The organism is Nonomuraea turkmeniaca (genome assembly GCF_005889735.1).
In the GTDB taxonomy this organism is placed as follows: domain Bacteria; phylum Actinomycetota; class Actinomycetes; order Streptosporangiales; family Streptosporangiaceae; genus Nonomuraea; species Nonomuraea turkmeniaca.
Window position 1 is genome coordinate 39,836 of the sequence record NZ_VCKY01000036.1, and the last position, 18,605, is coordinate 58,440.

Annotated in this window: 15 protein-coding genes and 1 pseudogene; 7 read left to right on the forward strand and 9 right to left on the reverse strand. The window is 69.8% G+C overall.

Going from position 1 to position 18,605, the window contains the following annotated elements; genetic code table 11:
* Nucleotide 1 precedes the first annotated feature (1 nt).
* The 3 genes from ETD86_RS13490 to ETD86_RS13500 all read right to left on the reverse strand — a co-directional run bounded on the left by ETD86_RS13490 (nucleotide 2) and on the right by ETD86_RS13500 (nucleotide 4,513).
* Nucleotides 2-1,144, reverse strand: a complete 1,143-nt coding sequence (locus ETD86_RS13490; RefSeq protein WP_170223063.1) for an ABC transporter substrate-binding protein — start codon at nucleotides 1,142-1,144, stop codon at nucleotides 2-4.
* 124 nt (nucleotides 1,145-1,268) lie between these two features.
* Complete coding sequence (locus ETD86_RS13495) at nucleotides 1,269-3,068, reverse strand: thiamine pyrophosphate-binding protein (RefSeq protein WP_138666487.1); 1,800 nt, start codon at nucleotides 3,066-3,068, stop codon at nucleotides 1,269-1,271.
* The gene (locus ETD86_RS13500) at nucleotides 3,065-4,513 is read right to left on the reverse strand and encodes an aldehyde dehydrogenase family protein (RefSeq protein ID WP_138666488.1); all 1,449 of its coding nucleotides are present in this window, start codon (nucleotides 4,511-4,513) and stop codon (nucleotides 3,065-3,067) included. Before ETD86_RS13500 ends, ETD86_RS13495 begins: the two co-directional genes overlap by 4 nt.
* Before the next feature lie 204 nt (nucleotides 4,514-4,717).
* Between ETD86_RS13500 and ETD86_RS13505 the strand changes: the two genes are divergently transcribed.
* From ETD86_RS13505 to ETD86_RS13520, 4 genes are all read left to right on the forward strand, one after another.
* Nucleotides 4,718-5,494 (forward strand): IclR family transcriptional regulator, encoded by a 777-nt coding sequence (locus ETD86_RS13505; protein WP_138666489.1) that lies wholly within the window; start codon nucleotides 4,718-4,720, stop codon nucleotides 5,492-5,494.
* Between the two features lie 14 nt (nucleotides 5,495-5,508).
* Nucleotides 5,509-6,678, forward strand: coding sequence for a CaiB/BaiF CoA transferase family protein (locus tag ETD86_RS13510; RefSeq protein WP_138666490.1), 1,170 nt, complete (start codon nucleotides 5,509-5,511; stop codon nucleotides 6,676-6,678).
* A gap of 40 nt (nucleotides 6,679-6,718) precedes the next feature.
* Nucleotides 6,719-7,453, forward strand: a complete 735-nt coding sequence (locus ETD86_RS13515; RefSeq protein WP_246147889.1) for a citryl-CoA lyase — start codon at nucleotides 6,719-6,721, stop codon at nucleotides 7,451-7,453.
* Nucleotides 7,454-7,633: 180 nt separating this feature from the next.
* Nucleotides 7,634-8,572 (forward strand): ThuA domain-containing protein, encoded by a 939-nt coding sequence (locus ETD86_RS13520; protein WP_138666492.1) that lies wholly within the window; start codon nucleotides 7,634-7,636, stop codon nucleotides 8,570-8,572.
* A 24-nt stretch (nucleotides 8,573-8,596) separates the two neighbouring features.
* Here the strand turns inward: ETD86_RS13520 and ETD86_RS13525 are convergent, their stop codons facing one another.
* On the reverse strand, nucleotides 8,597-9,418 hold the full coding sequence (locus ETD86_RS13525) for an FHA domain-containing protein (protein WP_211370019.1): 822 nt from the start codon (nucleotides 9,416-9,418) through the stop codon (nucleotides 8,597-8,599).
* Between the two features lie 156 nt (nucleotides 9,419-9,574).
* Here ETD86_RS13525 and ETD86_RS13530 point away from each other — a divergent pair, with 156 nt between their 5' ends.
* Together ETD86_RS13530 and ETD86_RS13535 are read left to right on the forward strand one after the other, a co-directional pair.
* Nucleotides 9,575-11,539: a serine/threonine protein kinase gene (locus ETD86_RS13530; RefSeq protein ID WP_138666493.1), complete on the forward strand. Its 1,965-nt coding sequence runs from the start codon at nucleotides 9,575-9,577 to the stop codon at nucleotides 11,537-11,539.
* Nucleotides 11,540-11,797: 258 nt separating this feature from the next.
* Nucleotides 11,798-13,000, forward strand: a complete 1,203-nt coding sequence (locus tag ETD86_RS13535) for a hypothetical protein (protein WP_138666494.1) — start codon at nucleotides 11,798-11,800, stop codon at nucleotides 12,998-13,000.
* Nucleotides 13,001-13,068: 68 nt separating this feature from the next.
* Here the strand turns inward: ETD86_RS13535 and ETD86_RS13540 are convergent, their stop codons facing one another.
* The 5 genes from ETD86_RS13540 to ETD86_RS13560 form a co-directional block, all read right to left on the reverse strand.
* A complete protein-coding gene (locus ETD86_RS13540) occupies nucleotides 13,069-14,223 on the reverse strand; it encodes a glycerophosphodiester phosphodiesterase (RefSeq protein WP_138666495.1) in 1,155 nt (384 codons plus the stop codon).
* Between the two features lie 163 nt (nucleotides 14,224-14,386).
* Nucleotides 14,387-15,757: a pyridoxal phosphate-dependent decarboxylase family protein gene (locus ETD86_RS13545; protein WP_138666496.1), complete on the reverse strand. Its 1,371-nt coding sequence runs from the start codon at nucleotides 15,755-15,757 to the stop codon at nucleotides 14,387-14,389.
* Nucleotides 15,758-15,771: 14 nt separating this feature from the next.
* A complete protein-coding gene (locus ETD86_RS13550; RefSeq protein WP_138666497.1) occupies nucleotides 15,772-17,403 on the reverse strand; it encodes a GMC oxidoreductase in 1,632 nt (543 codons plus the stop codon).
* The gene (locus tag ETD86_RS13555; protein WP_138666498.1) at nucleotides 17,400-17,861 is read right to left on the reverse strand and encodes a gluconate 2-dehydrogenase subunit 3 family protein; all 462 of its coding nucleotides are present in this window, start codon (nucleotides 17,859-17,861) and stop codon (nucleotides 17,400-17,402) included. The genes ETD86_RS13550 and ETD86_RS13555 overlap by 4 nt, the downstream gene beginning before the upstream one ends.
* 28 nt (nucleotides 17,862-17,889) lie before the next feature.
* Nucleotides 17,890-18,411 carry a hypothetical protein gene (locus ETD86_RS13560; protein ID WP_138666499.1) on the reverse strand — a complete coding sequence of 174 codons (522 nt, stop codon included), beginning with the start codon at nucleotides 18,409-18,411 and terminating at the stop codon, nucleotides 17,890-17,892.
* A gap of 69 nt (nucleotides 18,412-18,480) precedes the next feature.
* Here ETD86_RS13560 and ETD86_RS13565 point away from each other — a divergent pair.
* A pseudogene (locus ETD86_RS13565) lies at nucleotides 18,481-18,605 on the forward strand (homocysteine S-methyltransferase family protein); the annotation flags it as partial.

Sequence of the window (18,605 nt, forward strand, 5' to 3'; positions counted from 1 at the left end):
GTCAGCTCGCGACCTCCGGGACGACCTTGCCGTCCTTGACCAGCCCGATCTTCGTGGCGTGGATGCCGACGCCGTTGGCGTCGTAGGTGTAGTCGCCCAGGAGCCCGGCGCGTTTCACGCCGCGGATGGCGTCCGCCAGTTTCTGGCCGCCCTCGCCGTTGGTCTGCTTGAGCGCCTCGATCATGATCGACGCGCCGTCGTACGCCTTGGCCACGTGCATGCGGGCTTCTTCGTTGTAGGCGGCCTTGTACTTGGCGGCGAAGGCCTTGATCTGATCGCTGGCCTCGTTGCTGAGGTACGGCGAGCTGACGACGGAGCCCTCGGCGTTCTTCAGCCCGGCCGTGTCGGCGTACACGTCGGTGCCCATCGGGGCGCCACCGGCGAAGATCGACTTGATGCCCAGCTCGCGCGACTGCTTGGCGATCAACCCGGACTGGACCTCCTCGGCGCCGATGAACAGCACCTCCGGACCCTGTTCGCGGATCTTGGCCAGGTTGGAGTTGAAGTCCTTCTGGTCGGGGGTGACGACCTCGTCGGCGACCGGGGTGACGCTCCTGGACTTGAGCGCGGCCAGGAACGCGTCGTGCTCGCCGGAGCCGTACGCGCCGTTGTTGCTGATCAGTGCGATCTTCTTGTAGCCCTTGTCGTCGATCAGGTACTTGGCGAGCGTCTCGTCGAAGGTCACGCTCGTCGGCGCGTTGAGGAACAGGAACGGGCTCTTCAGCTCGGCCAGCTTGGGTGACTGGCCCGACGTGATGTTCGGGATCTTGGCGTCCTTGAGAATGGGCGCCATGGCCAGGGTGACCGCGCTCTCGGCGGTGCCGAGCATCGCGATGTAGCCCTCGGCGGAGATCTTCCTGGCCACGTTGGTGCCGACGGTGGGGTCGCCCTGGCTGTCGAACAGGTCCAGCTGGATCTGCCGTCCGTTGATTCCGCCGGCCTTGTTGGCCTCCTCGATGGCCAGCTTCACGCCCTTGTGCTCCCATTGGCCGAGCGAGCTGAGCTGCCCGCTCTGCGCGTTGACGTTCGCGATCTTGATGGGTCCCGTGGCACCGGCTCCGGATTCGGCCGACTGCCCGGGCGGGGCGCAGGCGGCCAGCGCCAGAAGCGCCACGGCGGCGATGGAGATTCTTCGGGAGAACAAGTGAGTCACCTCATTAGGGGGTGGATGACAGTGCGGGTGATCGACATGGCCTCGTAATACACGGACTAGTACGTTAGTTATACGGGCTCGGGGAATCCTGAGGAATATCGAACGGACAACGGTTTCAGTCGGTGAAGAGGCCCCGGTAGATGTCCTTGATGTTCCAGTGCCCAGGGGTCGGAACAGGTTCGTTGACCATGGGAACGTCGATGACCGCAGGCCTCCGGGCGGCCACCGCCGTGCGGAGAGCCGCGTGCAACCCGGCGGGGGTCGTGATGGTGTGGCCGTCCGCGCCGCACGCGGCGGCCAGGGCGGCGAAGTCGGGACTGTAGGGCCGTCCGTCCGGGCCGGTGAAGTCGCAGCCATGGCTCCGCCCGAAGTGCGCGCTCTGCAGGTCCGAGATGGTTCCGTGCGAGCGGTTGTTCATCACCACGAAGATCACGGGTGCGTCCTGTTCGACGGCCATCGGCACGGCGGGGAGCTGGGCGCCCATGCCGCCGTCACCGATGAGCGCGACCACGGTCCTGCCGGGCTGGGCGAGCTGCACGCCGACGGCGGCGGCGGGCCCGAAACCCATGGTGGAGGCGCCTCCCGGGGTGATGAAACGCCCTTCCGCCGGGAGCTCGTAGCACTGGGCGACGCCGTTCTTGTTCCAGCCGACGTCGGTCACCAGGATCGCGTCCGGCGGCAGCGCGTCGCGCAGGTCGGCCAGGATGCGTTCGGGCCGCAGGGGGAAGGCGTCGCTACGGCCCCGCTCCCGGCTGCCGGCGAACAGCGCCGATCTGGCCTGCCGAATGCGCTCACGCAGCTCGGGCCGGGCGCTCGGCGGGTGCGACTTCGCGGCTTCGGCGAGCGCCTGGACGGCCGGCCCGACGTCGGCGACGGCGCCGATCTCGACAGGGTAGTTGCGGCCCAGCTCGGCCGGGTCGATGTCGATCTGGATCAGCCTGCCGCCGTCCTCGAACGACCAGGTGAAGCGCGCATCCCAGGAGCTGGCGTCGGTCTCGGCGAACCGGGTGGCCAGCGCCAGCACCACGTCGGCCTCGCGGGCATAGGTGTTGGTGAGCTCCAGCCCCCAGAACCCGGTCATGCCCAGCACCAGCGGGTGCGCATCGGGCACGGTGCCCTTGGCCATCAGCGAGTGCGCGATCGGGATGTCGAAGTGCTCGGCCAGCGAAATGAGAGCGGCGGCGTTCTCGCGCAATCCGCCGCCGACATAGAGCAGCGGCCGCTCGGCCGTGGCCAGGGCCTGCGCGATCCGCTCCGCCGTGGCGGCCGGCAGATCGGGCGGCGCGGCCGAGCTCGCCGGCGGGTACGGGGCCGCGGCCCGGGAGAAGACGTCCATCGGCACGTTCACCAGCACCGCCCCCGGCCGCCCCGTCGTCGCCGTCCAGAACGCCCGCTCGACCGCCCTGCCGAGATCCTGTGCCCGGTGCACGTGCCAGGCCCGCTTGACGAAGGGCCGGAAGATCGATGCCTGGTCGGCGTCGGCGTGCAGGTTGATCTCCTGGTGCGGGTGGCGGCCGCGGTAGTAGGAGGGGATGTCACCGGAGATCACCACCAGCGGCACCGAGTCCAGCGCCGCGGTCATCACGCCGGTGGTCGCGTTGGTGAGGCCCGGGCCGACGTGCACGAGGAGCACTCCGGGCTTGCCCGAGGCGCGGGCGTAGCCGTCGGCGGCGTGTGCGGCGGCCTGTTCGTGACGGGCGATGACGAACCGGATGCGGCTGTCGGCCAGCGCGTCCAGCACGGCGATGTTGGTGTGCCCGCAGGTGCCGAAGACGTACTCGACGCCGAGGTCCTCGAGCTGGGCGACGAGGGCGTGCGCGGCTGTGGTGTCGTGGCCTCCTTCGTCGGCCTCGACACCAAGGTGCTCGACACCAAGGTGACTGTGCCGATTGCTGCCCGCACTGTGTTCGGTCACTGGTCTCCCCAGATCGTCAGGCCCCTGAGCAGGAGGGTCTTGGTCACGGTGAAGTCCTCGATCATCCAGCGGGGCGACTCGCGGCCGATGCCGGAGTCCTTCACGCCGCCGAACGGGACGTGGTCGAGGCGGAAGTTCGACGAGCCGTTCACGACCAGGCCGCCGACCTCCAGCTCGCGCCAGGCGGTGACGATGCGGCGTACGTCGTGGGTGAACAGCCCGGCCTGCAGCCCGTACGAGCTGCGGTTGCACTCCTCGATGACCGCGTCGAAGCCGTCGTAGGGGAGCACGGCGACGAGCGCGCCGAACACCTCCTCGCGCACGACTCGCGCGTCCGCCGGCGGTGCGACCACCACGGTCGGCGCCATCACCGCCCCGTCGCGGCCGCCGCCCGTGGTCACCGTCGCGCCGCCGCGCGCCGCCTCGGCGGTCCACCGGACGACGCGCTCGGCCGCCGCGTCGTCCACCATCGAGCCGACGTCCGAGGCCGGATCCAGCGGGTCGCCCACGGCCAGCGCCTTCACCTCGGCGGTCAGCGCGTCGGCGAACTCCTCGAAGCGGGAGCGCTGGACGTACACGCGCTGGACGGAGATGCAGCTCTGCCCCGAGTTGCTGTATCCGGTGCGGGCGCACACGCGGGCCGCCCCGGCCACGTCGGCGTCCTCGCAGACGATGGTGGCGGCGTTGCCGCCGAGTTCGAGCAGCACCCGTTTCGGCCCGGCGGCATGGGCGACGGCGGCCCCGGCCGTCACACCGCCGGTGAAGCTCACGACCGCGATCTCCGGCGCGGCACACAGCCGCGCGCCCACGTCGCCGCCGCCGTGCAGCACCTGCACGGCCTCCACCGGCATCCCGGCGTCCAGCAGCAACCGCACCAGCGCGGTGGAGACGGCCGGGGCCTGCGGCGGCGGCTTGACGATCGTGGTGTTGCCGGCCGCGAAGGAGGCGGCGAGCTTGTGGGCGAGCAGGTTCGCCGGGGCGTTGAACGGCGTGATCGCCAGCACCGGACCGGCGGGCGCGCGCTGCGTGATCGCGGTGTTGCCCACGCCGCGTGCCCAGCCCGCCACGGGTAACACCTCACCGCCGACGGCCCGGGCCTCGGCGGCGGCCACGGCGAACGTGTCCGCCACCCGCAACATCTCCCCACGCCCGTCCTTGAGCGGCTTGCCCAGCTCCAGCGCCAGCAGCCGGGCGAACTCCTCGCCCCGTGCCGTGACCTCGGCCGAGGCACGTTCCAATATCGTCGCGCGCGTCGCCGGGGCCAGCCGCGCGACCGTCCTGGCACCGTGCCGGGCATAATCGAGCGCCGCGGTGATGTCGTCAGGCTGCGCGAGCCGCGCGCGGCTGACGACGTGCCGGACATACGGGCCGACGCGGTCGGACTGCGGGCCCTCGCTCAGCCATTTCCCGGCGACCAGACACGCGGCTTCGTGGACTTCGTCCATATCGTCTCCGTATAAATCCGCTTGACGGGCCATGCGAACCGCACTGTGGATTTCCTCACGGTATGAGGCCGACAATAGTTCTGGCAAGAGGGCAGACAATCCGCACTGTGGAGCGTGTGGACCGCTGTATGGACTCGGTGTTAGCGTACGGACCGCATGAGAAGGTGAGCGACAGGTTAACCTTCGACTCACGAGTGAGGATCCGTGCCTTCGACGAACAACCCGGCAGACTCCGGTGAGAGCGGCGGCGTTCGGAGCGTCCAGCGGGCGTTCGACATCCTGTCCCTGCTCACCGAGGACCGGCGGACGCTGACGATCCGCGAGGTCGTCGACGAAACAGGGCTGGCCAAGACCACGGCGCTGCGGCTGCTGCAGACCTTGGAGCACATGGGATTGTTGTGGGCCACACCCAAGGGCTACGCGGCCGGGCCGGCCCTGTGGCGCTGGGCTCATCTCGCGCGTCACGCCTGGGAGCTGCCGCCCGAGACCGTCCAGCTCATGCGGGAGCTGGGCGCGCGCCATCGGGAGACCGTCAATCTCTACGTGCTGCGCGACGTCCACCGCGTCTGCATCGCCCAGCAGGAGAGCCCGCAGCCGCTGCGCCACGTCGTGCGGGTGGGCGACGAGCTGCCCCTGTGGGCGGGCGCGTCCTCCAAGGTGCTGCTCAAGGACGCGCCGGAGACCCTGCTGGCGAGGGTCGCACGCTCTTCGCCCTACGGACAGGCGCACGTGGCGCGGCTGCGGGAGTGGATCGACGAGGCGATCCACGACGGCTACGCGGTCAGCCACGGTGAGCGCGAGCCCGGCCTGTCCGCGGTCGCCGTCCCGGTGACGAGCGGGTCGAAGGCCACCGTGGCGGCGCTCTCGCTGAGCGGCCCGACGGTCCGCTTCACCGACGACCGCGTCCAGGAGTTCGCCGCCGACTTGCGAAAAGTGGCCAAGCGTATGTCGGAGCGCGGGTTCGACCATCCCCTGACCTGACTTATGGAGCGTGAATGCAGCAGTTGCCACTGGACGGCATCAAGGTCGTCGACCTGACCAACGTTCTGGCCGGGCCATACTGCAGCTACCAGCTGATGCTGTTCGGGGCGGAGGTGGTCAAGGTCGAGCTGCCCGGCGCCGGGGATCTCGCCCGCCGCCTCGGCCCCGACCCAGAGCTCAACCGGGAGCTGGTCGGCGCTTCGTTCCTGGCCCAGAACGCCGGCAAGAAGTCCGTCGAGCTGGACCTGAAAAGCCCGGCGGGGCGGAAGGTGTTCGAGTCCATGGTGGCCGACGCCGACGTCCTGCTGGAGAACTTCAGGGCCGGGGTGCTCGCCAGGCTCGGGTACGGCTGGGACCGGCTGCGTGCGCTCAACCCCGGGCTGGTCTACTGCGCGATCTCCGGCTTCGGCCAGAGCGGCCCCATGAGCGAGGCCCCCGCCTACGACCAGATCATCCAGGGCCTGTCCGGCATGATGAGCGTCACCGGCACCCCCGAGACGGCACCGCTGCGCGTCGGCTTCCCCATCTGCGACACCATCGGCGGTCTGATGGCCGCCTTGGCGGTCTCCGCCGCCCTGGCGGGACGGCAACGCACGGGGGCCGGTAGTTTCCTCGACCTGTCGATGCTGGAGGCATCCCTGTCCGCCATGGGGTGGACCGTTTCCAACTACCTGATCAGCGGGATGGAGCCGGAGCCGATGGGGGATCAGAACGCCACCGCGGCGCCGTCCGGCACCTTCGAGACCGCCGACGGACCCCTGAACATCGCCGCCAACCAGCAAGCCCAGTTCGAGACGCTGTGCCGCCTGGTCGGCCGCCCGGACCTGCCCGCCGATCAGAGGTTCGCCGGCCGCGAGGCCCGCAAGGAACACCGCGCGGCCCTCAACGACGAGCTCAACCAGGCGCTGCGGGCCAAGACGGCGCTGGAATGGGAGGAACTCCTCTCCCGCGAGGGCGTCCCGGCCGCCCGCATCCTCACCGTCCCGCAGGCGCTGGCGCTCGACCAGGTACGCGAGCGCGGGTTCCTGGCGGACGTGCCGTATCCCGGTGGTGGCGGGCGCCGCGTGACCGTCACGGGCAACGGTGTGCTGATCGACGGCACCGCTCTGCGTCCACGCGATCCCGCCCCTCTCCTCGGCCAGCACAACGCGGAGCTGGGGGTGGCGCATGAACGAGCGGGCTGATGGCGCTCGCGGTGCCTCCGATGGAGGTGCCGCGGGCATCGTGGCCGACTGGTGGGGAACCTCGGTCTCCCGGATCGCGCCCGACGTCATCGAACTGCGGGGAAGACCGGTGCAGGAGCTGATCGGCCGGGTCGGCTTCGCCGATATCGTCTGGCTCATGCTGCGCGGAGAGCTCCCGGACGAGCGGCAGGCCGCGCTGCTGGAGGCCGCCCTGGTGGCCGGAGTCGACCACGGCCCGCACGCCCCGTCGATCGCGGTCGCCCGGATGGCGATCACGTGCGGCGTGGGGCTCAACAACGCCGTCGCCACCGGCGTCAACCTGCTCGGTGACGTGCACGGCGGCGCGGGGGAGCAGTGCGTCGAGCTGCTCCAGGACATCCTGGCGAGCGGCGACGCGGTCGCCACCGTGGCCCGCTGGCGTGCCCGCGACAAGTACCTGCCCGGCTTCGGGCATCGTTTCCACACCCGTGACCCGCGCCGCGACCCGCTGCTCGCGCTCGTGGACGCGGCGGTGGCCGAGGGGGTGGTCGCCGGCCTCCACCTGCGCGCCGCACGGCAGGTGGAGGAGCTGATCGCGCCCGTCCCGATGAACATCGACGGCGCGACCGCCGTGATCTACGCCGAGCTGGGCTTTCCCGCGCCGCTCGCCCGGGGGCTGTTCGTCCTGAGCCGCAGCGTCGGAATCCTTGCCCACGCCTGGGAGGAGTCGGGACAGGGACGGCGCAACAAGGGCCCCATCCCTCCGTCCATCCTGCCCACCGACCTCAGGGCCTGACGACACTTCCTCGTTGGTGGGCGGTCCGCTCTATGGACTGCTCGATCCATGTAACGGACGCACGATATGCCGAACCGGGCGGCAAGGCAAGGCTTGTTCGGGTTGCCGTGGCTGGAATACGCTCAAACCTCCCAGCGGACCAGACGGCCCACTCTGTGGACCGAAGCACGTGAGGTGCTCATGCGCGTCCTGTCGATCGCCGCCCTCGCCGGCGCGGCCACACTCCTGCTCACCGCCACTGCCACCAGCTCCGCGGCCTCGCCAGGCGGGGCGCAGAACCTCGGCGACCCCGACTATGGCGTCTGCCGGGGCACCGACCCCCGCTGTTACCACGACTGGGGCAACTTCGACCCCGCCAAGGGCTACCGCCTGCTCGTCTACAGCCGCACCGCCGGCCCCCGGCACGCCCACCTGGGCACCCCGCTCGGCCCCGGCCTGAACCCGCCGCTCAACGACGACAACGTCGCGGTCAAGGCCGTCATCAAGCTGGGGCAGGAGAACGGGTTCGCCGTGGACTACACCGAGGACGTCGCCCAGCTTTCCTCGGCGGGCCGGTTATTGCCGTACAACGCCGTGATGTTCCTCAGCACCACCCGCGACACCCTCGATGACGCCGCCCAGACCGCGCTACGGCAGTACATCCGGGCCGGCGGCGGCTTCGCCGGCGTGCACAACGCCTTCGGCACCGAGTACAGCTGGCCCTGGTACGAGGGTCTGCTCGGCAACGCCAACTTCTACGACCACAGCGCCAACCAGCCGGGCACCGTCGTCACCGTCAACCGGCGGGACGCCTCCACGCAGGGCCTGCCGCAGCGCTGGGCGTTCACCGACGAGTGGTACAACCTCATCCCGTATCCCACCCGCGTCCGCGTGCTGGCCGAGGTGGACGAGGCCACGCTGGCCCGCGGCGTGCGCGGCAACCTGGGTCATCCCGGGCACGGTCCCCACCACCCGGTCAGCTGGTGCCAGTACTACGACGGCGGCAAGGCGTGGCTCACCACCCTCGGCCACGACGTCAAGGCGTGGACCGATGAGCCGCTGGAAGGCGACCAGTATTTCGTGCAGCATCTTGCGGGCGGTATCAAGTCGGTGCTCGGAATGACGCCGTTCTGCCGCTGACCGTCGATGGGGCGGCCCCATGCGTCACCGAGGGGGAACCTCCGGTGATGGGGCCGGCTCGTCGAGGAGCCGGAGGTCCGACGGGCCGATCGTGGAGGTGGACAGCAGCGCGGTGATCAAGTTGTGGTTGAGCGTGTTGCCCAGCGGCGGCGGAATCTCCTCCTCCAGGAGCCCGGGCACTTTGGCGCTGAGCCGCTTGCGCGTCTGGGTGACGATGTGGGCGGCCCGTTTGGCGGTCCACCGTTCCTCGGGCTGGACCCGGCCGAGCTCGTCGGCGACCTGGGACCAGGTCAGCGGCTGCGGCCAGGGCTCGGGCCGGAGGTATCGCTGGCCCAGGCAGACCAGGACCAGGCGTTCGACGGAGCTCAGGCGCCATCCGGTCGGCTCGCGGGTGTCGGCCTCCTGGCGGTTCTCCGAGTCCGGAGTCCGTGGTGTCAGGACAATCTGGACTTCGAGCAGGTGTTCTTGCTCGGGGCCGACGACGAACAGCGGGGTGTACGCCACCGGCAACGTCAAACGGTGTCCGGTGAGCACCAGCCGCCCTCCCGGGAGGCGAATGGGGAGCTTGCCGAGGTTGTACAGGACCCATTGCGCGTCCTCGTAGGTGAAGTATCCGTGGCGCCGGCTGACGTACGGATCGTTGGGGCCGACGCAGACGTGGACGTCCGGCTCGCAACGCCCGAACACCACATCGAACCCGGAGTCCGGCGCGACGCGTATCCCGCCGTTGGTTCCCCGGACGTGCAGTGTGCCAGGCACCGCCCGGGGGAGCCCGTCGGCGAGGTCCCCCAGCTCCTTCGGCAAGATGTCCACCTTCCTCGGGGGCTTGCGCATCGTCCACGCCATGTCGCTGATCCTCTCAACGCGCCTGCGCGAGGCAACGGTAGGCGCCGGCCCTCGGGAGGGCTCCCGGACGCCGGTGCCTTGACAGAAGAATATTTTAGAATGGCTACTGGCCAGTAAGCTTGTGGTAGATCCATTGCGTAGCATCACAATTACCGCATGTCTGACTTCATGCCGCTAGCACCCGGTGACCCTCAGGAGTTGGGTGGCCTGGAGCTCCTCGGCAGGCTCGGCCACGGCGGACAGGGCGTCGTCTACCTCGCCAGGACCCCCATGGGCGCGCGCGTGGCCATCAAGTGGCTGCGCCCGTCCGATGACGAGGAGAGTGTCGAGCGCTTCCTGCGGGAGGCGGAGGTCGCCCGGCGGGTGGCGGCGTTCTGCACCGCGACCGTGCACAGCACAGGCGTCGAGGATGGCCGGCCGTACATCATGAGCGAGTACGTCGAGGGTCGCTCGCTGGAACGGGTCGTCAGGGAGGACGGCCCGCTCGCCGGCGGAGACCTGGAGCGGCTGGCCATCGGCACCGCCACCGCGCTCGCCGCGATCCACGAAGCCAGCGTGGTGCACCGGGACTTCAAACCCGGCAACGTCATCATGGGCGCCGGCGGCCCGCGCGTCATCGACTTCGGGATCGCGCGCACGCTGGGCCCGGCCACCATGACGAGCAGCACGCAGATCGGGACGCCTGCGTACATGGCTCCCGAGCAGGTCATGGGGTACGGGCTCGGACCCGCGGCCGACATGTTCTCCTGGGCCGGCACGATGGTCTTCGCGTCCTGCGGGCGAGCGCCGTTCGGCACCGACGGGACGCACGCCGTGATGAGCCGGGTGGTCAGAGAGCCACCCGATCTGGGCGCCCTCGACGGGCGGCTACGCGAGCTGGTGCAGCAGTGCCTGGCCAAGGATCCGGCGAGCCGGCCGACCGCCATGGACGTGATCATGCGCCTGTTGAGGAATCCGGAGCCCGGTGCCCACCCCCTCGTGGAGGGAACCAGGCAGGCCGCGCCGGACGCCGGTCGCACCAGGCGGTCGCGCGCGCCGATCCTCGTCGGTGCGGGGGTGCTGATCGCCGCGGTCGCCGTGGTGGCGGGGATAGCCGTGCCCAGGTTGCTGCGGCCGACCACGCTCCCGCCGGTCGCCGTCAAGTCCGCGGCCGCGCCGTCGCCGGACGCGACCACGGCCCCGCCGGCGACCCCCGTCAAGACCACGCTGCCCGGCGGTTCGATCACGCTCTACGAGCGCCCGTCCGACCCGATCACTCTGACGGCGTACGAGGTCTACAGCAAGAAACTTGACGAGGACGTGGACTATGCCCGGCAATCGTTGCGGGGCACGTTCGCGAAGTATCCGGGCAACCTGGAGTCGCTCGTCTCACCCAACGGCCGCTACCTCGCGGGGAGGCCGCACGACTACACCTCGGACGGCTACGACTCGGTCCTCATCACCGACCGGCAGTCCGGCCTCTCCAGTTTCCGGGTCAGGACCGTGCGCAAACCGCTGGACACCAGCATCCGCACCTGGTCGAAGGACAGCTCGAAAATCCTCCTCAACCTCAACAGGAAGGTCGAGAACAAGCAGGGCAAGGACGTCTGGATCTCCGTGGGCTTCGCCGTCGTCGACGTGGCCCAGAACGATGTGGCCCAGAGCAAGGTGCGCGTGGTCAACGTGGCCGACGACTCGATCCAGGAGAGCGACTTCGGCTGGGACGGCAACGAAGAAGGCGTGGTCATCGACTATGGGAAGGACGAGGGGTTGCGCTTCTTCGACGCCTCCGGCAAGCGCACGCGCGACATGCCGGATGTCGGCCCGCTGGCGTCCGGAACCCTCGACATCTTCTCGCCCTCGGGGAAGACGTTCGTGACCGACTGCCCGGGTGGCGGCGACGGCGAGCACTGCCTCTGGGACGCCGCCACCGGCAAGCAGGTACGCAGGTTCTCCTCCGACTGCGACAAGGTGCTCGGCTGGTACGACGAGTCGCATCTGTACTGCTGGGAGCAGGACAACGGCACCCATGACGAGGTTCGCGTCGTGGCGTTCGACGGCAAGCTGACGCACAGGCTGCTGGAGGTCCCGGACAAGCTGGATGTCTCCCCATACTTCACGATCACTCCCTCCGGTTCATGAATCACCAGCGCGGCGCCCTCTGCCCGGGACCCCTCCCGGGCAGAGCCGTGTACGGTCCCCTCACGGACGAAAGGGCTGATCACGTTGGGCGTTCTGTCGCGAAGGGGCCGGCGTGCGGTAGTGGCGCTCGGGACAGGTCTGATCGTCAGCGTTGGATGCAGTGCCGGTGGCCAGCCGGAGAAGGCGCCCTCCTCTCCTTCGTCTTCGCCCCGTCCCTCACCTGAGCCGACCCGGGCGCTGGTCTGGTGGTCCGAAACGATGTGCGTCACCACCCAACAGGTGGACGCCCTGCGGGAGGCGTACGGGAAAGAACCGGACATGGCCGGTTACGTGGCCGAGTCGTACGTCACCAAGGCGATCTCGGTCGTCGACGACGGGATCCAGGCCCTGGAGTCCATGCCCGCGTCAGGGATCGGCGCGGCGGATGCGCACGCCGCGCAGCTGCTGAAAGTCCTCAAAGAGGCGCGGGAGCGGCTGCCCGAGGACGCCACCGCGATCATGGCGGTCTCGGACAAGAAGAAGCCGGCCGCGGCCAAGCAGGCGGCCAAAGTGGTCGACGGGCTACCCCCGCAGGCGACCGCTGTGAGCAATCTGGTCAAGAGCGATCAGACGTTGGCCGTCTCCCACGACCTCGCGCCGAGCTGCACGCCGGTGACGGCGTCCGCCCCGGCGACGGCCCCGGCGGGGGCCTCGGCGCCGACCCGGGCGCTGGTCGGCTGGGCCGCCAAGATGTGCGTGATCAGGAATTCGTTCGGGTCTCTGCGCGAGGATCCGTTCGACGATCCGCTGATGGGGCATTCGCGGTTCTCCCGATTCGTCGGATCGCGGCTTGCGGACTACATTTCCTCGGCCGCGACGAGAATGGGGTCCATCGGAGAAGCGCTCGACGAAGTTCCCCGCACCGGCATCCAGGAGGTGGACGAGCATCGGGCGCGCATGGCGTCGACCGTCAAGAAAGCCGCCGCGAAGCTGCCCGAGGTGGATCTGCTCTACCTGCGTGAGCTGCCCGTCGGCCGGCTGAAGAAGCAGGCCAAGCAGGTGACCCGGGCGATGGCGGCCGGGATCAAGCCCGTGGAAGGGAACCTGCTCTCCGCGGTCGGCCGCCATCCGGCCCTGGCGGCCTCCTATAACGTGGCTCCCTCTTGCGAGTCGCTCACCTCGTCGAGCGAACCCACCGCCACGCCTTTGCCGTCCGCCAAGGACGGGAGCGACCTGGCCGCCTGCCGGGACGGGAAATGTCAGATCAAGGTGTCCAAGCCGGTCATGGTCTCCGTCGGTGGCAGTCGGTTCCTGTTGTCGGCCGCGACCAACGGCCTGACGATCGTCCAGGATTCCGGCTATATGGTGATGGGCGCGGGAGGCAACGGACGTTTCAGCGAGGCCGGTGGGAAGACCACGGAGTTCCACGTCACCGCACACACCCGGGCCGGCGCTGTCGTCGACATCTCGACGAGCAAGTAGGGCCGACACGGCGGGGACACGATGGCCGCCGTCCCCGCCGTGCCTTCATACCGATGAGCGGACGGCCGTCATTCCTGGCCCTCTTCCGGCAGGCCGTTGTCGAACTGCTTCGGCTGGACGTGCTTGTGCGGCTTGCCCTGCTCAGCCTTGGCCAGGGCGGCGGTGTCGGGGTAGTCGGTGACGAAGGCGTCCACGCCCAGGTCCAGGTGGGCGCGGTACTCGGCCAGCGCGTCACCGTGGTCGGTCGGGGCCTGGCCGCGGCGCAGCTGCAGCGGCAGGTACTGGTTCTCGCTGCGGAAGGTGTACACGCCGACCTTCAGCCCGGCCTTGTGCGCGTCGGGCACCAGCGTCGTCGGGGTGCCCCAGCTGCCGTCCGGGTTGATCGGGATCGCCGATGACTTGTCGGGCCCGATCCACTGAGCGTACTCGGCGATCTTCGCCAGCCCTTCGGGCTTCATCATGTCCGCGTAGGTCGTCGGGTCTCCGGCCGCCGCCAGGTCGTACGGCTGTCCGCTGGTGCCCAGCGCCTGCCACAGCGGCACGCGCAGGTCCTTGGCGACCCGCTTCAGGCTGGACGGCTCGAACGACTGCACCACCACCGGGCTGTTCGGGCGGTTGAGCCCGTTGCGCTTGACGGTCTCGATCAGCGGCTCCTCCAGCGGCAGCCCGATCGACCTGAAGTAGGTCGGGTGCTTGGTCTCGGGAAAGACGCCGACCTGCTTGCCGTACTGGCGCGAGAGCCGCTTGGCCAGGTCGAGCACCTCCTGGAAGGTGAGCATCTGGTAGTAGCCGTTGTAAACGGTGTTGCGCTGGCGGATCGCCGGCAGCCGCTCGACCGCTCGCAGCGTCTTCAGCTCGGCCAGCGTGAAGTCCTCGGTGAACCACCCGGTCACGTTGCGCCCGTCGACGACCTTGGTGGTCTTGCGCGCGGCGAACTCGGGGCGCAGCGACACGTCGGTGGTGCCGGAGATCTCGTTCTCGTGCCTCACGACCAGCACGTGGTCCTTGGTCGGCACCAGGTCGGGCTCGATCCAGTCGGCGCCCATGGCCACGGCCAGCTCGTAGCTGCCCTGCGTGTGCTCGGGGCGGTGGCCCGCCGAGCCGCGGTGGCCGACGATGACGACCTGGGATCGGTCGCGTGCGGGCTCCGCCGCGGCGGGCGCCGCGCCGGCTCCGGCGAGGGGGGTGAGGACGGCCAGGGTGGTGGCTGCGATCTTTCGCACGTGTAGCTCCTTGCGGCAGCTGCACCGGAGACTCTCACCGGTGATCGCCGCGGCAATTATGGTAAGGACCGAAATCCGGTTTTGGGCTAATAACGGCGGAATTTCTGGTGACGAGCACCGTGCGGCCCTCGGCCTGGCATTCCCGCGTCAGGAGGGCCCGTGATCAGGGGCGCAGGGACCGGGCGATCTGTTCCACTCGCGCGTGGATGTGCTCGATGTAGATCTCGGACTCGGGCTTCATCAGCACGCTGCGGAGAACGCGTGCGTCGGCGGCGTCGGTGACGACCTTGGGGTGGCGTGCGGCGAACGCCTTCCGGCCGGCTTTGAAAGTGCTCAGGAAGACCGGATCGGGACCGGCCATGCCATCCGCCAGGACTTGGGCGGATGCCCGGTCGATGCCGGTCAGGGCGGTCGGCTCGACGGCTGGGAAGTAGCTGACGATGTCGAGTTCGGGCCGCTGGTAGAGCTCGAGGAGGTCCGAGGACGCGATCAGGTCCGCCCACTTCAGCGCGGCCCGCCGGCCGGCCGCCAGCACCCGGCCGAGCCCATCGGGGGTGGGGGGAAGCAGCCGCAGGGTGAGCCACAGGGCGGCGGCCGAGGCCCCGGCGCGCGAGCATTCCAGGCTGATCTCGCCCAGGTGCAGCTCGGTGGAGGTGAAGTAGGTGTAGGGCGAGTCGTGGAGGTAGAACCGTCCTACCTCCGGGTCCCGGAAGAGCACGGCACCGCAGCCGTACGGCTGGAGCCCGTGCTTGTGCGGGTCGATCACGATGGAGTCGCATTGTGCGATGGCTCGCCAGGGCTCTGGTGCGAGTCCTTCGGGACCGTCGGCACCGGCCAGCAGCGTGAAGAAGCCCCCGTAGGCGGCGTCGACGTGGATGCGGACTCCGTACCGCGCCCGAAGGGCCAGAGCCGCGTGGACGGGGTCCACGGCTCCCAGCCCGGTGGTGCCGGCGGTGAGGACGACGGTGCCCACCTCGCCGGTCCGCAGCAGGTCTTCCACCGCGTCGAGGTCGATCCGGCCCCGGTCGTCGGTGCGTACGGGGCGGCCGTCGACGCCCAGGACGCGGCACATCCGGCCATGGGTGTAGTGGGCGTCCTCGCTGTAGGCGATGCCTTGGGCGGGGTGAAGCTCCCGGGCGACGAACAGGGCTTCCAGGTTGGCGATCGTGCCGCTGGTGGTGAGGTGACCGAGGTGGGTGTCGAGGCCGAACATCGCGGCGAGTTGCCCGACGGCCTCGCGTTCCATCCGGGCGGTGGCGGGCCCGCCGTCCAGGGCGTGGTTGTTCGGGTTGATCAGCATGGCGGCGAGGTAGCCGACCACCGCGGCAGGATGCGGAGGCTTGAGCATCTGCCCTGCGTAATACGGATGGAAGAAGGGATAGTTGTCCTGCAGCCTCCCGGTGAACTCCTGGAAGGCGTCGGCGAAACGATCCTCGTCGACCACGACGGACGGATGCGTCTGATAAGGGCCGAAGGTGTCGGCCCACTCCTGTATCGCCTGTGCGGCTCGGCCCAGCCAATGCTGCAGGTCCACGGGTTTCCCCCTCACTACCAGTCCGCGCAGAGCCGTTCAGCGGCCCGGTACGCCAGGGCCATGACGGTCAGCACGGGATTGACGGCGCCATTGGTGACGTGCACGGACGCGTCGACGACATAGAGGTTGTCGTGGCCGTGCACCCTGCCCCAACGGTCGACGACCGACGTCCGCTCGTCGTCACCCATCCGGCACGTTCCCGACTGGTGCTGCCCGGCGTACAGGCGCAGCGGAACCTCTGCCGTCCACGCCCGGCGCGCGCCCGAGGCCAGCAGCCATTCGCGGGCGCGGCCGGCGATGTAGGCGGCGGTGCGCAGGGTCTCCGGGTGGGTGGTGCCGGACAGGCGGGCGACGGGGATGCCCCAGCGGTCGCGCACGTGGCGGTCGAGTCGCGTCCGCGCGTGCGGGCTGGGGATCTCCTGGACCGGCCCTCCGACGCGCATGACGCGACGGTAGTTCTCACGCATGTACCGCTTGTTCCCCGCACCCCAGCGGGGCACGTCAGGAGGCAGATTCCAGGCCCAGAAGGCGATGGGCAGCGGGATGAACTCGTCGGCGAGCATCGCCCCGCCCACGACTCCCTCGTTGTGATGGGCGAAGCCGAGCGTCGCGAGCGAGACGCCGGGCCCCAGCCCGTCGTGGACGTCCTCGTCCATCTCACCCAGTGCCCAGGCGTAGGCGTGGCCTTGCAGATGCCGCCCCACCTGGTCATGGTTGTTGCCCAGGCCCTGCGGCTCGCGCCGGGTCGGCGAGTTCTGCAGCAGCCGCGCGGTCTCGATCGCGCCGGCCGCGCAGACCACGACCTCGGCCTCGACGACATGGCGCGCCCCTGACCGGTCCACCCACCGGACCCCGGTGACCCGGCCGGCGGAGTCGCAGGTGACGCGCTCGGCGACGGCCTCCGCCAGCAGCCGGGTCCGGCCGGTGGCGAGCGCGCGACGCAGGACAGTGTTGTGCGAGCCGTTCTTCGCCTCCGCCGGGCAGGCGAAGCCGACGCAGTGCCGGCACCGGGTGCAGGCGGCCCGCCCCGCGTACGGCACCGAGTTGATCAGCATCGGCACCGGGAGCACGTCCCAGCCAAGGGCGTCCGCGCCCCGCCGCAGCGCTCTGGCCTGCAAGCCTTCGGGAAGCGGGGGCATCGGGTACGGTTTCGCGCGCGTCCAGTGACGTCGGCTGGCCGTGTGGTCGCCGCACACGCCGATCTCCCACTCGGCGCGCTCGTAGGAGGGGGCGAGGTCGTCGTAGCCGACCGGCCAGTCGGCGAGGCTGCTGCCCGCGGGGACGCCGTAGGTGCCGGCCATGGCGAAGTCGGCGGGCAGGAACCGCCACGCCTGAGCGCCGTAGAGCCGTGTCCCGCCGCCCACCAGCGTGGCGTTGCCGTGGAAACCCGGTTCGTGCGCTCGTACCTGTTGCTCGTTCCCCGCCTCGTCGACGATGACGCGCGGGCTGTCCTCGTAGTCCGGCCCGGACCGGTGTGCATAACGGGCGATGCGGTGATTGCGCAGGTGATCGCGCCCGATCTGCTCGAAGGTGAGGTCGCGGCCACGCTCCAGCACCAGGACCTGCTTGCCCGCCTGGGCGAGGACGGCGGCGGCGACCCCGCCGCCGGCGCCCGAGCCGATCACGACGGCGTCCACCCGCATCATTCGCCCACCTCGAACCCGATCATCCGCCAGGAGACGGCGTCACGGTTGCCGCCGTTGCCCGGATCGCCGTAGAAGCCCTCCATGACATGTCCCACCACCGTGCTCACGAACACCGCCGCGTCGAACGGCCACGGTGTGCGGGTGTCGCCGGATTCGAGTGCACGCAGCAGAGCCTCGCGCTGGACGGGGTCCAGCAGGTCGAAGCGCGTGCCGTAGGTCTCTCCCGCCTCGGCGTCGACGGCGTCCAGACCGGCGCCGTAACACGCACGCGAGCCGGCCAGATCGCCGCCGAACTGCCCGTCGAGGTAGTCCAGGACGCCGGCTTCGGTGCCGCTCGGGTACTCGTCGGCGGGGACGATCGTGTCGACGACCGCGCGCAGAGTCGCGGTCTGCTGAGGCGTAACGGATCTGATCGGGCCGGGCATGGTGACCAGTATGGCGAGCTGGTAAAGCCTCATGTCCCGACACGTCCCGTACCTGCGGTCGTCAGTCGGCGATGTAGGAGATGGACCGGACCTCGTAGCCGGTGGTCTTGGAGCCACGTACGTGCATCAGCATCGCGCCGCCCTCGTAGGAGTAGGCGCACGAGTACCCCTTCGGCTCCTTGCTGCAGCCCTGGAAGAAGTGCGTGACGCCGCGCGGGTCGTACGCCACCTTGAACAGCGTCTTCACCGCGCCCACGCTGCCGACCTCGAGACCGCTGAGTCTGTCGCCCCGCTTCCAGGCGGCGAAGAGATGCTTGGCCGCGGTCGACGGCTTGACGATGTGCCGCGACAGGTAGACCTTGGTGACCTTTGAGCCGGTCACGACCATCGCGATGCCGTTGAGCCCGCCGGGCACGCGCACGCTGGTGTGGACGAACCGGCACACGTTGCCGACGCAGCCGTCGAAGCGGTCGGGCGCGCGGTAGACGTAGGCGAAGATCGTGTTTACCGCGGCGGGGTTGGCGACCTTCGCGGCGGCGGTCCGGTCGTCGGCCCGCCAGGCGCGGAAAAGCTTGTTCGCCACCTTGCCGGACCCGGGGATCGATGATCGAGTAGCCGATGTCGACGAGCAGGTTGACGCCGGAGATGAGGCTGGGAGATCCTCGCTTCGGCCGGCGCCGACCTGCTGGCCTGCGAGACGATCCCGTCCTACCCGGAGGCGCGGGTCCTGGCCAGGCTGCTGAAGCACACGTCCGGGGTCAAGGCCTGGGTGAGCTT

What these genes read in the sequence shown, in the direction of transcription:
- ETD86_RS13500 (WP_138666488.1), bottom strand. Translation starts at nt 4,513, where the DNA reads ATGGACGAAGTCCACGAAGCCGCGTGTCTGGTCGCCGGGAAATGGCTG.
- ETD86_RS13510 (WP_138666490.1), top strand. Translation starts at nt 5,509, where the DNA reads ATGCAGCAGTTGCCACTGGACGGCATCAAGGTCGTCGACCTGACCAAC.
- ETD86_RS13520 (WP_138666492.1), top strand. Translation starts at nt 7,634, where the DNA reads ATGCGCGTCCTGTCGATCGCCGCCCTCGCCGGCGCGGCCACACTCCTG.
- ETD86_RS13525 (WP_211370019.1), bottom strand. Translation starts at nt 9,418, where the DNA reads ATGGCGTGGACGATGCGCAAGCCCCCGAGGAAGGTGGACATCTTGCCG.
- ETD86_RS13530 (WP_138666493.1), top strand. Translation starts at nt 9,575, where the DNA reads ATGTCTGACTTCATGCCGCTAGCACCCGGTGACCCTCAGGAGTTGGGT.
- ETD86_RS13535 (WP_138666494.1), top strand. Translation starts at nt 11,798, where the DNA reads ATGTGCGTCACCACCCAACAGGTGGACGCCCTGCGGGAGGCGTACGGG.
- ETD86_RS13550 (WP_138666497.1), bottom strand. Translation starts at nt 17,403, where the DNA reads ATGATGCGGGTGGACGCCGTCGTGATCGGCTCGGGCGCCGGCGGCGGG.
- ETD86_RS13555 (WP_138666498.1), bottom strand. Translation starts at nt 17,861, where the DNA reads ATGAGGCTTTACCAGCTCGCCATACTGGTCACCATGCCCGGCCCGATC.